The following is a 12,385-nucleotide window of genomic DNA, read 5'->3' on the forward strand; positions in this document are numbered from 1 at the left end:
CAACAGCGGCCGGTTGTCCCGGATCGCGACAGCTGGCTTGCTATTTAACCGAATTGTATGACAAAAAGCTGCCGGCCTTGAAATGCGAGGATGAGAGAATGCTGTTGTCCCAGGTGAGACATGAAGGCGCGGTCCGTGTCGTGGCGCGCGAGGCGGGGGCGCCCGGCCGGTTCGTCAAGGGTGCCTCCGGCGTCTATGAATTGGCGCTGGGAGCGGCCGGGAAGGGCATTTCGCTCGCCGAAGCGGTCAGGCAGCATGGTCTCGGCGACACGGTCGATCTCGAGCGCGCTTATGAAGAGGGGCGGCTCCTTGCCCCGATCACCCACCCAAGTCCCGCCAATCTGCATCTGACGGGCACTGGTCTCACCCATCTGGGCTCGGCCGCCACCCGCGACAGCATGCACAAGAATGTGATGGAGAAGGACAAGGAGACACTGACCGATTCCATGAAGATGTTCCGCATGGGGCTCGAGGGCGGCAAGCCCGCTTCAGGCAAGATCGGCGTGCAGCCGGAATGGTTCTACAAGGGCAATGGCGCCACCGCCACCGGGCCCGGCCAGCCGCTTCTCTCCCCGAGTTTCGCGCTTGACGGCGGCGAGGAGCCGGAGGTCGCCGGCATCTATGTCATTGCGAAGAACGGCAAGCCTTTCCGGATCGGCTTTGCGCTGTCGAATGAATTCTCCGACCATGTGACCGAGCGCATCAACTATCTCTTCCTCGCCCATTCGAAGCTGAGGCCCGCAAGCTTCGGCCCCGAGATCAGGGTCGGCGCCCCGCCCGAGGACATACGCGGCATGTCGCGCATCAAGCGGGGAGACCAGGTGATCTGGGAGAAGCCGTTCCTCTCCGGCGAAGCCAACATGTCCCACACTTTCGCCAATCTCGAGCATCATCACTTCAAATACGAGCTGTTCCGCCAGCCGGGCGATGTGCATGTGCATATGTTCGGCACCGCGACGCTGTCCTTCGCCGACGGCATCAAGCCGGAAGCGGGCGATGTCTTCGAGATCGACTGCGCCGATTTCGGCCTGCCTCTGCGCAATCCGCTCAAGATCGCCGCGGAGACGGCGGTGGAGATCGGGCAGCTGTGATCCCAGCCCGTCATGGCCGCCGCCCTTGCGGCGGCCATCCGGCCCTTCCATGCAACAGCTATAGGGTGTTGAGACTGGATGGCCCGGTCGAAGCCGCTCAAATTCCCCCTTGCAATTATGGGCAAGATCGTGAGATTTGGGAAAATCCATCTTGCAGATGCGCCTTGAAATTGGGCGGAAGAGCCACTTCCATCTCATTGGTTTGATGCGTGGTGTGATTTCAGGTGTGGAGCCTAGGAAACTTTCGCAAAGCAGAATGCTCCGCGCCGCTGGCGCGAAAATCCCTGTTATTCCCTATGGTTTTCCCTGTTTCAAATTGCCAACCCATTGATATTGCTCGATCGGGTATTTTTTTCCCCATTTTTCCCTGTAAATCCCTGTAATTCCCTGTATCCGTCTCCGATATGGCGAGACGGAGCCGAGGAATCGCTGCCTATCTTTGTCAATTGACCGCCTGTTTTTTCACCGGTGAACACGCGGAATCCATTACCGGTTCACTTCGGCAGCCGGTTATGCTTGTCGGCGCGGAACTGCAGGATGAAGTAAGGCGGGATGCAGGCACCTTGCGAGATCTTGCCATACCAGCTCGCATCGGGCGCGCCGCAGGAATCGGGCGCCTGCTGGTCTGAGGCATCGGTGAGCGTGATGGCCTGAAGCGCCTTCACCGATTCGCCACGCTCGAGAGGATCGGCCTGCGCCGTCCTGGCCGGCATGACCGTCAGCGCAACAGCACAAAGAACACTCATCCAGCGCATGGAAGCCCGCCATTTCCCGTGGCGGCGATCTTGCCATCTGGCTGCGGCCAGGAAAAGCACACGATCTAGGAGAGTGCCGCCCATTCCTCTCTGAGCGCCGGGGCAGTGAGGAGGCCCACGCCGCAGCGCCGCAGGATGTCGGCCGTCATGCCCACGAGTTCGGCATTGTTTCGTGCCGCCGTTCCATCGGGAAGCTCGAGATTGTTCTCGAAGCCGACGCGCACATGTCCGCCGAGCAAGGCGCCGAGGCTCACCGCTGCCGCTTCATGGCGGCCGAAAGCGCAGGTCGTCCAATGGCTGTAGCGCGGCAGGTCGGGGGCGAGAAAAGGGAGAAGGTCTCGCGGCTGCGACAATTGCCCCGGACTGTAGCGGCCAAGCACATAGAGGACCGGCACGTCCCGCCACGGGATCATCCCGCGCTCGCGCATCGAGGCGAGACGCTTTGCCTCTTCGGGTGAATAGAGAATGATCTGCGGCATGACGCCTTCGCGTCGCAGCCAGAGCAGGAAGTCGGCGAACTCCGCTTCCGCTGCCGCATCAGGACAGAGCTCGCGCAAGGCAAGGGATGCGGCTTCGGGGCGGACGGCCCTGGTGACCGCCATTTGCTCGCCAGGTCGGTAGAGGTCAAGCGCTTCGGTGGTGATCTGGAGGATGAGCCGGTCACCCGTCACCGCTCTGATGGCGCCGAGCGCCTGGCGGTAGGCCTCGGCATCGAGCAGATGGCGCCCGTCTCTGCCGCGAACATGAAGATGCAGCATCGCGGCACCGGCGGCCAGACACTCCTCGGCGCAGCGCGCCAGCTCCGCAACGGTCAGGGGCAGCGCCGGATGATCGGATTTGCCGCGCCGGCCGCCATTGGGGGCATTGGTAATCGAAATGGACGGCAAGGCTTTGGGTTTATCGGCCATCTATCCTCCCGATGATTCATATGTATCATTATATTGTTCAAAGAAACAATCGTTGCAGCCTGTGCCGGCCGGTGCTATCCTGGGTTATGGACCAAGGGCCGCTTTCCGCGCGTGTTGTGGAGCAGTTCGACGGCATGTCCGCCGAGCTTCAGGTGGCGGCGCGCTATGTCCTCGACCATCCGCGCGACGTGGCGTTGCTGTCGATGCGCGAGCAGGCCCGTAAAGCCGGCGTCCGCCCGGCGACGATGACGCGCTTTGCCAAGCGGATCGGTCTTTCCGGCTATGACGCCATTCGCGGCCTCTATGCCGATGCGTTGCGCGGCGGCTCGCTTGATTTCGCCAGCAAGGCCGGCGCGCAAGTGGCGAGCCAGAAGCTGCGCGGCGACAAGGCGCTTGCCGTCGAGATGCTGGGAACGTTGCAGGATCAGCTTGCCCGCCTGGCGAGCCCTGAGGCGCTCGAGCGTCTGATCAAGGCGGCAGACCTTCTGACGGCTTCGCGCCGGATCTACTGCCTCGGCCTGCGCTCGAGCCACCCGGTCGCCTGGCAGGCGCATTATATTCTGTCCTTCTTCGATGATCGCAGCGTGTTCCTGGATGCGCTGGCCGGCGTCGGCGCCGACCAGCTGCGCGGTGCCTGCAGCGAAGATGTCCTGCTGGTGGCAAGCGTTGCCCCCTATACGCGCGCAACTGTCGAAATCGCGCAATATGCGGCATCGCTGGGCGTCACGGTGATCGCCATTACCGACAGTGAAGTGGCGCCGCTGGCACAGCTTGCCGAATGCGCCCTCATCGTCGCGACCGAAAGCCAGTCCTTCTTTCATACGATGTCGCCCGCCTTCGTCATGGCGGAGATTCTCACCGCGCTGGTGGCCGGTCGCGGCGGCAATGCGGCGCTGAACGTGGTTCGCCAGATGGAGCGCCAGCTGATCGCGCTCGACGTTCATGTGAAGCCGCGCATGACGAGATCCGCGACATGACTCATCTGTTGCACCGCCGCATTCACGAGCACTTGCCGGTGGCGGTTTCCGGCAAGGGCATCGAGATCATCGATGCGGATGGCCGGCGCTATATCGACGCGTCGGGTGGTGCCGCGGTGTCCTGTCTCGGCCACGGCGATGAAGATGTCCTCGCCGCAATGCGCGCGCAGATGGATAAGATCGCCTATGCCCATACCGGGTTCTTCACGACCGATGTCGCTGAACGCCTGGCCGATCGTCTGGTCGCCGATGCGCCATCGGGTCTCGATCACGTCTATCTGGTCAGTGGCGGCTCGGAGGCGGTCGAGGCGGCGCTGAAGATGGCGCGACAGTATTTCGTCGAAAAGGGTGAGCCGCAGCGCCGCCACATCATCGCGCGGCGGCAGAGCTATCACGGCAATACGCTGGGAGCGCTGGCCGCCGGCGGCAATGAATGGCGCAGGACCCAGTTCGCGCCGCTCCTGATCGACACCCACCATATCGATCCCTGCTACGCCTATCGTCACCAGGCCCCGGGCGAGAGCGATGCGGACTATGGCCTGCGCGCCGCACAGGCGCTCGAGCGCAAGATCGACGAGCTCGGACCTTCGAATGTGATGGCCTTCATCGCCGAGACGGTGGTCGGCGCCACGGCGGGCGCCGTGCCGCCGGTGGGCGATTACTTCAAGCATATTCGCGCCATCTGCGACCGCCACGGCGTGCTCCTGATCCTCGATGAAGTCATGTGCGGCATGGGCCGTACCGGAACGCTGCATGCCTGCGAGCAGGAAGGCGTCGTGCCGGATCTCCTCACCATGGCGAAAGGCCTGGGTGGCGGCTATCAGCCGATCGGCGCGGTGCTTCTCGGCCGCCATATCTTCGAGAGCTTCGCCAGGGGTTCGGGTCTCTTTCAACATGGCCACACTTATATGGGCCATCCGATGGCCGCTGCCGCCGCGCTCGCCGTGCAGGAGATCATCGGCCGCGATCGGCTGCTCGACAATGTCAAGGTGATGGGGCGTCATCTCGAGCGCCGGCTCGGGGAGCGCTTCGCCAATCACCATCATGTCGGCGACATCAGGGGGCGCGGCCTGTTCCGCGGCATCGAGCTGGTCGCCGATCGTGCCGGCAAGGAGCCTTTCGCGCCAAACCTCAAAGTGAATGCGGCAGTCAAGCGCGAAGCTTTGGCGCGCGGCTTGATCGTCTATCCGATGGGTGGCACGATCGACGGCGCGCGGGGCGACCATGTTCTGGTGGCGCCGCCCTTCATTGTTGACGCAGCGTCGGTCGATGCGATCGTCGAACGTCTGGGAGATGCCGTCGATGCTGCGATCGGCAAGCTCGCAACCCGCAATGTCGCATGAAATAATCCGGCACGAAGCCCGTATCATGCAGGTAGCCCGCGTTGGACAACGACAAGGAGGAAAGCAGATGAGTAAACGATTGGGACTTCTCACCGGTCTTGGAATGATTGCGCTGCTGGCGGCAGGACCGGCATCGGCCCAGGATCAGCGCTTCATCACCATCGGCACCGGTGGCGTGACCGGTGTCTATTATGCTGCCGGCGGCGCCATTTGCCGGCTGCTCAACAAGGACAGGAAGACGCACGGCATCCGCTGCTCGGTCGAATCGACCGGTGGCTCGGCCTTCAACATCAACACGATCAAGGAAGGCGAGCTCGATTTCGGCATGTCGCAATCGGACGTGCAGTTCAATGCCCTGAACGGCAAGGGCGAGTATGACGGCAAGGCCTTCCCCGAATTGCGCGCCGTCTTCGCCATCCATCCGGAGCCCTTCACTGTGCTGGTGCGCGCCGATTCCGGCGTCGCCAAGTTCGAGGATCTCAAGGGCAAGCGGTTCAATGTCGGCAATCCGGGCTCCGGCACGCGCGCCTCGATGGAGCGCTTGCTGGCCGCCATGGGCTGGACGCTCGGCGATTTCTCGCTCGCCTCTGAGCTCAAGGCCGATGAGCATGGCCCGGCTTTGTGCGACGGCAAGATCGACGGCTTCTTCTATGGCGTCGGCCACCCGTCAGCCAACATACAGGACCCGACAACGACCTGCGGTGCCAGGCTCGTTGCGCTCACCGGGCCGGCCGTCGACAAGCTCGTTGCCGACAATGCCTATTACGCCAAGGCGACGATTCCCGGTGGCATGTACAATTCCAATCCGGATGCGACCGAGACTTTTGGCGTGACGGCGACGCTCGTCACGTCGGCCAGCGCGCCGGAGGAGGTCGTCTACCAGCTGGTGAAGTCGACCTTCGAGAATTTCGACGAGTTCAAGAAGCTGCATCCGGCCTTCGCCAATCTTGATCCGCAGAACATGATCAAGAACGGCCTGTCGGCGCCGCTGCATCCGGGGGCTGAGAAGTACTACAAGGAAAAGGGCTGGCTGAAGTAAGAGCAGCCGGCTTGGGTTAGGGGGCCGCGAGGCGAAAATGCTGGCGGCCCCTATGCTGAATCTTGGGGGAGGGAACCATGCAGGCCAGGACCGAAGCAGCGCCGAGCGTCGATCTCGATCAACTGGTGGCGGAAGCTGACACCGGCGGACGCAAGCCGAAAGGCGCGGCCGGCCAGCTCCTGCTGTGGACGGCGATCGCCTGGTCGCTGTTCCAGCTCTGGTATGCCTCGCCCTTGCCGTTCATGCTGGGCTTCGGCATCCTCAACGACACCGAGGCGCGCTCGATCCATCTGGGCTTCGCGCTCTTCCTCGCATTCACCGCTTATCCCGCCTTTGCATCCTCCTCGCGCAGAGAGATTCCGCTTGCCGACTGGATACTGTCGCTGCTCGCGGCCTTTGCCGGCGCCTATCTCTTCCTGTTCTATGATCAGCTGGCGACGCGGCCGGGCCAGCCGACCATGCTCGATCTCGTGACCGCCGGTGTCGGCATCCTCCTGCTGCTCGAGGCGACACGCCGCTCGCTGGGCCTGCCCATGGTGATCGTGGCGGTGTTCTTCATCCTGTTCACTTTCGCCGGCCCCTACATGCCTTCGGTCATCCAGCATAAGGGCGCCTCGGTGAGCCGCTTCCTTACCCACCAGTGGCTCGTCACCGAAGGCGTCTTCGGCATAGCGCTCGGTGTGTCGACCAGCTTCGTCTTCCTTTTCGTGCTTTTCGGCACGCTGCTCGACAAGGCGGGCGCCGGCAACTGGATGATGCAGATTTCCATTGCCCTTCTCGGCCATTTGCGCGGCGGGCCGGCCAAGGTGGCGGTCATCTCTTCCGCCCTCAATGGAGTCGTCTCCGGTTCCTCGGTGTCGAATGTCGTCTCGGGCGGCATCTTTACGATTCCGCTGATGAAGCGCACCGGACTTTCCGGCGTGAAGGCGGGCGCCATCGAGGCCTCGTCCTCGATCAACGGTCAGATCATGCCGCCGGTCATGGGCGCGGCAGCCTTCCTGATGGTCGAATATGTCGGCATTCCCTATTCCGAGATCATCAAGCATGCGCTGCTGCCGGCGGTCCTGTCCTATCTGTCGCTGCTCTATATCGTCCATCTCGAGGCGGTGAAGATCGGTTCGAAGCCGATCCCGCGCGAGAAGGTGGAGCGCAAGACCAGGCTGTTGCGCTCGGGGCTCGGCGTGGCCGGTACCATCGTCGTGCTCTGCCTGATCTACTATGGAATCCAGGCGGCCAAGATGATCTTCGGCGCCAATGCGGCGTGGATTCTGGGGGTAGCCGGCATAGCCCTCTATCTGTGGACGGTATGGTATGCGGCGCACTTTCCCGATCTCGCGCTCGACGACCCCGATGCGCCCATCATCAAATTGCCGCGCGCCTGGGATGTGACCCGCACCGGCCTCGATTTCCTCCTCCCGCTGGTCGTGCTCCTGTGGTGCCTCACGATCGAGCAGATGTCGCCGGGACTTTCCGCCTTCTGGGCCACCGCCGCGATCATCGCCATCGTCGCGACGCGCAAGCCCTTGCTGGCGCTGTTCCGCCGCCAGCCGGTGTCGGGCAACTGGATCGCCGCGCGCGATGATCTGATCGACGGCCTCGCCGGCGGCGCCCGCAACATGATCGGCATCGCGATCGCGACCGCGACCGCCGGCATCATCGTTGGCACCATCACGCTGACCGGCCTTGGCTTCATGATGACCGAATTCGTCGAATTCATCTCCGGCGGCAATGTCATTGCCATGCTGGTGCTGATCGCGCTGGTCTCCCTGGTGCTGGGCATGGGCATACCGACCACCGCCAATTACATACTGGTGGCGACGCTGATGGCGCCGGTCGTGGTCGAGCTCGGCGCCCAGGCGGGGCTCGCCATCCCGCTGATCGCCGTTCATCTTTTCGTTTTCTATTTCGGCATACTGGCCGACATCACTCCGCCGGTCGGCCTCGCCTCCTTTGCAGCTGCCGCGATCTCCAAGGAGGACCCGATTGCCACCGGCCTCCAGGGCGCGCTCTATTCGCTGCGCACCGCGATCCTGCCCTTCGTCTTCATCTTCAATCCCGAGATCCTGCTGATCGACATCGCAAATTGGGCGCATCTGATCTGGGTGGTGCTGATCTCGACCGTGGCGATACTGCTCTTCGCCGCCGCCACCATGAACTGGTTCGTGACCCGGAGCCGTCTGTGGGAATCAGCGGTGCTGCTGCTGTGCTGTTTTGCGATGTTCCGCCCTGGCTGGGTTTTGGATCGCTTCTACCCTGCTGCGGTCGAGGTGCCCGCTGCCACCTTCATGCAGAAGATCGAGCAGGCGCCGGAGGATGAGCGGATTGTCTTCGTGGTCCAGGGCATCAGTATCGAAGGCGAGGATGTGCGCAAGACCATCAGCCTGCCGCTTGGCCATCCCCAGGAGCCACGCTTGCGTCTGCGCGCGGTGGGTCTTGGCGTGTCACCCCTGGGGGAAAGCGTCACGATCTCGGATGTCGCCTTCGGCTCCTATGCCAAGCGCATCGGGCTTGAGGTCGGCTATGAGATCATCTCGGTTCTGGAGCCGGCGGAGCGGCCCTCGCGAGTGATCCCGGCGGCCATTGCCCTGTTGGTCGCCGGCGGCATCGCGGCCCTGCAATATGGGCGCAGCCGCAAGCTCACCGCGGTGCCGGCGGCCTGATCTGGCGGAATGATCTCGCTTCGAAAGCGTCGCGAGCGACCTCGAAGTCGGCGCGGAATTCCCGTGTCCAGTCGACGATCTCGCGGCTGAACCGCAGCAGCCTTTCGCCATGGCGGGTGAGCCTGTATTCCACCTTGGGCGGAACGACGGGATAGACTTTCCGCGTCACCAGCCCGTCGCGCTCCAGCTGCTTCAATGTCCGGGTCAGGACGCGCGCCGAGATCGGATGGATCTGTCCGATGCGGCGCTTCAGCTCGGTGAAGCGGATCGGGCCGTCATCGGTCATATGGAGGGTGAGCACGCTCCATCGGTCGCCGAGCCGCGACAGGACGGCGCGCGTGGCGACCGCGCCATCGCTCTCCATCGCTGGTTCCGCCAGCAGCCGTGAGGTCTCATGCATTGAATATGTCATGTTCATTTTCCTGCTGAATCGGGACGGATGATGGCCGGCCGCACATCGAGCGGCTTCGCCCGGCCCGAGAGGCTGACCGATATTGTTTTCGGGAAGTGATTGAGGATCGCCGTATCGCCGGCGACGCCCGCGATCAGGCGGAAGAGCTCGTCCGATATGACGATGTCGGCGCCGAAGCGGCGCGTCTGGCGCTCGAGCCGGCTGGCGATATTGACGGTGTCGCCGAACACGCTCATGCCGCCGCCATGGCTGGCGAGCGTGCGGCCGAGCATCACCGGGCCGGCATGGATGCCGATCCCCACCTTGACCGGGCTGAGATGGCTCTGCCGGCGCCATTCGTTCCAGCTTTCCACTTCGCCCAGGATCGTGAAGGCGCAGCGCAAAGCCCGGAAGGCCTGGACTTCGAGCGGAATGTTGCCTTTCCATACCGCCAGCAGCTCATCGCCGAAATGATCGACGATGGCGGCATTGTGCATGGTGGTCGCATGGCTGGTGTGGCGGTAGAAGTCGCTCAGCAGCAGATAGGCCTCTTCCGGCCCGAGTGTCTCGCAATGCTCGGTATAGCCGACAATATCGGCGAAGAGCGTTACCGCCGAGGTCATCTGCGGCGGGGCGAAGGGCTGCTGGCTGGCGCCTGGGGCGCCGGCCCATGGGCCCTGCGCAGCGGCGGCGCTGAAACGTTGCTGATACATGGATGATTGCCCGGTCATGTCTGTCACGGGTGCAATATGGGGCCGAGCGGTCGCGGAAGTTGGGCGGAACCGGGCCTTGTTTTCCATGATCTGTCACAGGCCCCGGCCTCGCCATAATTTGATACATTTTTCCCGCGGGCGAAGCTTTACTTACGGTCGCTCGGGTGTAGGTATCGTCTCATGGACTCGACACCACATATCGCTGTTGTCGACGATCACCGCGACATCCGTGATCTGGTGGGAAAATACCTCACCAAGCATGGTTACCGCGTCAGCATCGCGGAGAATGCCCAGGCCCTGCGCCGGCTTCTCGACCGCAGCGCCTTCGATCTCATCGTTCTCGACATCATGATGCCGGGCGAGGATGGGCTGTCCTTGTGCCGCCATGTGCGCAGCACCACCGAGATCCCCGTCATCCTGCTTACCGCCATGACCGAGGAGACCGACCGCATCATCGGCCTCGAGCTCGGTGCCGATGATTATCTCGGCAAGCCGTTCAATCCGCGCGAGCTTCTGGCCCGCATCAAGGCGGTGCTGCGCCGCGTCACCAGCCTGCCGCCCCAGCGCGGCCGCAGCAAGGCCAGGCAATTGCGCTTCGACCGCTGGAGTCTCGATGTCGGCCGGCGCGAGCTCATCGGCGCCGACGGCGTCGCGGTGCCGCTCTCGACCGCCGAATACCGCCTGCTCTGCGCTTTCCTCGATCATGCCGGGATGGTGCTGAGCCGCGACCAGCTCCTCGATCTCACCGTCGGGCGCACCGCCGAGCTCTTCGACCGCAGCATCGACAATCAGGTGTCGCGCCTGCGCAAGAAGATCGAGGTCGATCCCAAGACGCCGGCGCTGATCAAGACCCATTGGGGCGGCGGCTATTGCTTCTCGGCCGAGGTGGCTCAGGCATGATGAAATTCTGGGACCGCAGCATCGCCACGCAGTTCATCGTCCTCATGCTGCTCGCTCTTCTCCTGTCGCAGGCGATCAGCTTCCTCATCTCCATGGATGAGCGCGGCAATGCGCTGCGCGAGGCCTATAAGGGAGAGTTCCTGAGCCGCGCCGAAGCGGTGGCCCGGCTCATCGAGACGACGCCGCCGGCGCTCGAGAGTGACATCACGCGCGCCAACAACACGCTCAACACGCGCTATTGGGTGACGAGCGAAGGGCCGGCCGCCGATCCCGCCGCCTGGCGCCAGGCGGCCTGGTCCCGCCTTACCGAGCCGTTCTCCACCTCCGAATCGGCGGTCTTTATCGCCAAGGCGATCAAGCACGATCTCCAGCACGACAATACCGGCGCCAGGCAAACGACATCGCCCTGGATGGACGTCTCGTCGGCGGAGTGGCACTATCCGCGGCCGGCGAAGTTCATCCGTCTCGACAATTACTATGGCGTCGGTCTCGCCGTGCAGCTCGATCGCGGCGGCTGGCTCAATACGGCATTCGCCAAGCCCGCCATGAGCGGCTTCTGGACATCGCAATCGGTGCTCACCCTCATCGTCACCGCGCTTACCCTGTCGGCCATCATGATCTTCGCGGCGCGCGGCATAACCCGCCCCATGCGCCGCATGGCGGTTGCCGCGGAAGCCTTGGGCCGCGGCGAGGCGACGGCACCCTTGCCGGAGACCGGGCCCGAGGACATCCGCCATACCGCCCAGGCCTTCAACCGGATGCAGGAGCGCCTGCAGCGTTTCGTCGCCGACCGCACCCGCATGCTCGCCGCCATCGGCCATGATCTGCGCACCCCGATCACCTCCCTCAGATTGCGTGCCGAATTCGTCAGTGACAGCGAGGTGCGCGAGAAGATGATGAGCACCATCGACGAGATGCAGAAGATGACCGAGGCGACACTGAGCTTCGCGCGCGAGGAGGCGACCGTCGAGGAGACGCGCTCGATCGACCTGTCGGCGCTCGTCCAGAGCCTGTCCGATGACCTTGCCGATATGGGCCACGACGTCACCTTCTCCAACGGCCTCAAGATCCCCTATCGTTGCCGGGTGGAGGCGCTGAAGCGCGCCATCCGCAACATCATCGAGAACGCGGTACGCTATGGCCAGCGCGCCAGGGTCTCGCTCGCGCGCGGCGACGACAGCATCGAGATCATCATCGAGGATGATGGTCCGGGCATCCCGTCCAATCTCGCCGAGCAGGTCTTCGTTCCGTTCTTCCGGCTCGAGGATTCGCGCAGCCGCGAGACGGGCGGCGTAGGCCTCGGCCTCTCCATTGCCCGCAGCATCGTGCGCAATCATGGCGGCGACATCCGTTTGATCAACGGCGCCCCGGGCCTGCGCGCCATCATCACCCTGCCGGCGATCGACACCAGCAGCCGCCTTCCCGCCGCGGCTTAGTCTCCCTCCGCCGCGCGAAGCGCGGGGAGGGTGGTCGGAGCGAAGCGGAGATCGGGTGGGGTGCCTCAGCCGGCAAGTATTCAACAAGCTAACCTGAGCGTTGCGAGTACTTTGCCTGACAGATCGCCCTCGCGGAGAGACCCCACCCGTCGCGCGTTCCGCGCGCCACCCT

11 protein-coding genes are annotated in these 12,385 nt (G+C 63.6%); 7 read left to right on the top strand and 4 right to left on the bottom strand.

Annotation, left to right across the window (positions count from 1 at the left end):
• Positions 1 to 98 precede the first annotated feature (98 nt).
• Positions 99 to 1,091, top strand: a complete 993-nt coding sequence (araD1, locus tag DT068_RS03375) for an AraD1 family protein (RefSeq protein ID WP_119388791.1) — start codon at positions 99 to 101, stop codon at positions 1,089 to 1,091.
• Between the two features lie 494 nt (positions 1,092 to 1,585).
• Here the strand turns inward: araD1 and DT068_RS03380 are convergent, their stop codons facing one another.
• Positions 1,586 to 1,846, bottom strand: coding sequence for a hypothetical protein (locus DT068_RS03380; protein ID WP_162913988.1), 261 nt, complete (start codon positions 1,844 to 1,846; stop codon positions 1,586 to 1,588).
• Between the two features lie 65 nt (positions 1,847 to 1,911).
• Entirely contained in the window at positions 1,912 to 2,754 is an 843-nt protein-coding gene (locus DT068_RS03385; RefSeq protein ID WP_119388381.1) for a beta-keto acid cleavage family enzyme, read from the bottom strand.
• Between the two features lie 86 nt (positions 2,755 to 2,840).
• Between DT068_RS03385 and DT068_RS03390 the strand changes: the two genes are divergently transcribed.
• The 4 genes from DT068_RS03390 (at position 2,841) to DT068_RS03405 (ending at position 8,773) form a co-directional block, all read left to right on the top strand.
• Positions 2,841 to 3,731, top strand: coding sequence for a MurR/RpiR family transcriptional regulator (locus DT068_RS03390; protein WP_119388382.1), 891 nt, complete (start codon positions 2,841 to 2,843; stop codon positions 3,729 to 3,731).
• A complete protein-coding gene (locus tag DT068_RS03395) occupies positions 3,728 to 5,074 on the top strand; it encodes an aspartate aminotransferase family protein (RefSeq protein WP_119388383.1) in 1,347 nt (448 codons plus the stop codon). Before DT068_RS03390 ends, DT068_RS03395 begins: the two co-directional genes overlap by 4 nt.
• Before the next feature lie 67 nt (positions 5,075 to 5,141).
• Positions 5,142 to 6,113, top strand: a complete 972-nt coding sequence (locus DT068_RS03400) for a TAXI family TRAP transporter solute-binding subunit (RefSeq protein ID WP_119388384.1) — start codon at positions 5,142 to 5,144, stop codon at positions 6,111 to 6,113.
• A 77-nt stretch (positions 6,114 to 6,190) separates the two neighbouring features.
• Positions 6,191 to 8,773, top strand: coding sequence for a TRAP transporter permease (locus tag DT068_RS03405; protein WP_119388385.1), 2,583 nt, complete (start codon positions 6,191 to 6,193; stop codon positions 8,771 to 8,773).
• On the opposite strand, the gene DT068_RS03410 is transcribed toward DT068_RS03405, so the two are convergent.
• Entirely contained in the window at positions 8,751 to 9,185 is a 435-nt protein-coding gene (locus tag DT068_RS03410; RefSeq protein WP_368904400.1) for a winged helix-turn-helix transcriptional regulator, read from the bottom strand. The genes DT068_RS03405 and DT068_RS03410 overlap by 23 nt on opposite strands.
• A 2-nt stretch (positions 9,186 to 9,187) precedes the next feature.
• Positions 9,188 to 9,877 (bottom strand): adenylate/guanylate cyclase domain-containing protein, encoded by a 690-nt coding sequence (locus tag DT068_RS03415; protein ID WP_162913989.1) that lies wholly within the window; start codon positions 9,875 to 9,877, stop codon positions 9,188 to 9,190.
• 180 nt (positions 9,878 to 10,057) lie between these two features.
• Between DT068_RS03415 and DT068_RS03420 the strand changes: the two genes are divergently transcribed.
• Together DT068_RS03420 and DT068_RS03425 are read left to right on the top strand one after the other, a co-directional pair.
• Entirely contained in the window at positions 10,058 to 10,777 is a 720-nt protein-coding gene (locus DT068_RS03420; RefSeq protein ID WP_119388388.1) for a response regulator, read from the top strand.
• Positions 10,774 to 12,213 carry an ATP-binding protein gene (locus DT068_RS03425; RefSeq protein WP_119388389.1) on the top strand — a complete coding sequence of 480 codons (1,440 nt, stop codon included), beginning with the start codon at positions 10,774 to 10,776 and terminating at the stop codon, positions 12,211 to 12,213. The genes DT068_RS03420 and DT068_RS03425 overlap by 4 nt, the downstream gene beginning before the upstream one ends.
• Positions 12,214 to 12,385: the final 172 nt, after the last annotated feature.

The organism is Taklimakanibacter lacteus (assembly GCA_003576695.1).
GTDB classification, from domain to species: Bacteria; Pseudomonadota; Alphaproteobacteria; order Rhizobiales; family Aestuariivirgaceae; genus Taklimakanibacter; species Taklimakanibacter lacteus.

Bases quoted from the DNA above. Each gene is read 5' to 3' on its own strand.
- araD1 (WP_119388791.1), top strand. From the start codon at position 99: ATGCTGTTGTCCCAGGTGAGACATGAAGGCGCGGTCCGTGTCGTGGCG.
- DT068_RS03380 (WP_162913988.1), bottom strand. From the start codon at position 1,846: ATGCGCTGGATGAGTGTTCTTTGTGCTGTTGCGCTGACGGTCATGCCG.
- DT068_RS03385 (WP_119388381.1), bottom strand. From the start codon at position 2,754: ATGGCCGATAAACCCAAAGCCTTGCCGTCCATTTCGATTACCAATGCC.
- DT068_RS03390 (WP_119388382.1), top strand. From the start codon at position 2,841: ATGGACCAAGGGCCGCTTTCCGCGCGTGTTGTGGAGCAGTTCGACGGC.
- DT068_RS03395 (WP_119388383.1), top strand. From the start codon at position 3,728: ATGACTCATCTGTTGCACCGCCGCATTCACGAGCACTTGCCGGTGGCG.
- DT068_RS03400 (WP_119388384.1), top strand. From the start codon at position 5,142: ATGAGTAAACGATTGGGACTTCTCACCGGTCTTGGAATGATTGCGCTG.
- DT068_RS03405 (WP_119388385.1), top strand. From the start codon at position 6,191: ATGCAGGCCAGGACCGAAGCAGCGCCGAGCGTCGATCTCGATCAACTG.
- DT068_RS03410 (WP_368904400.1), bottom strand. From the start codon at position 9,185: ATGACATATTCAATGCATGAGACCTCACGGCTGCTGGCGGAACCAGCG.
- DT068_RS03415 (WP_162913989.1), bottom strand. From the start codon at position 9,877: ATGTATCAGCAACGTTTCAGCGCCGCCGCTGCGCAGGGCCCATGGGCC.
- DT068_RS03420 (WP_119388388.1), top strand. From the start codon at position 10,058: ATGGACTCGACACCACATATCGCTGTTGTCGACGATCACCGCGACATC.
- DT068_RS03425 (WP_119388389.1), top strand. From the start codon at position 10,774: ATGATGAAATTCTGGGACCGCAGCATCGCCACGCAGTTCATCGTCCTC.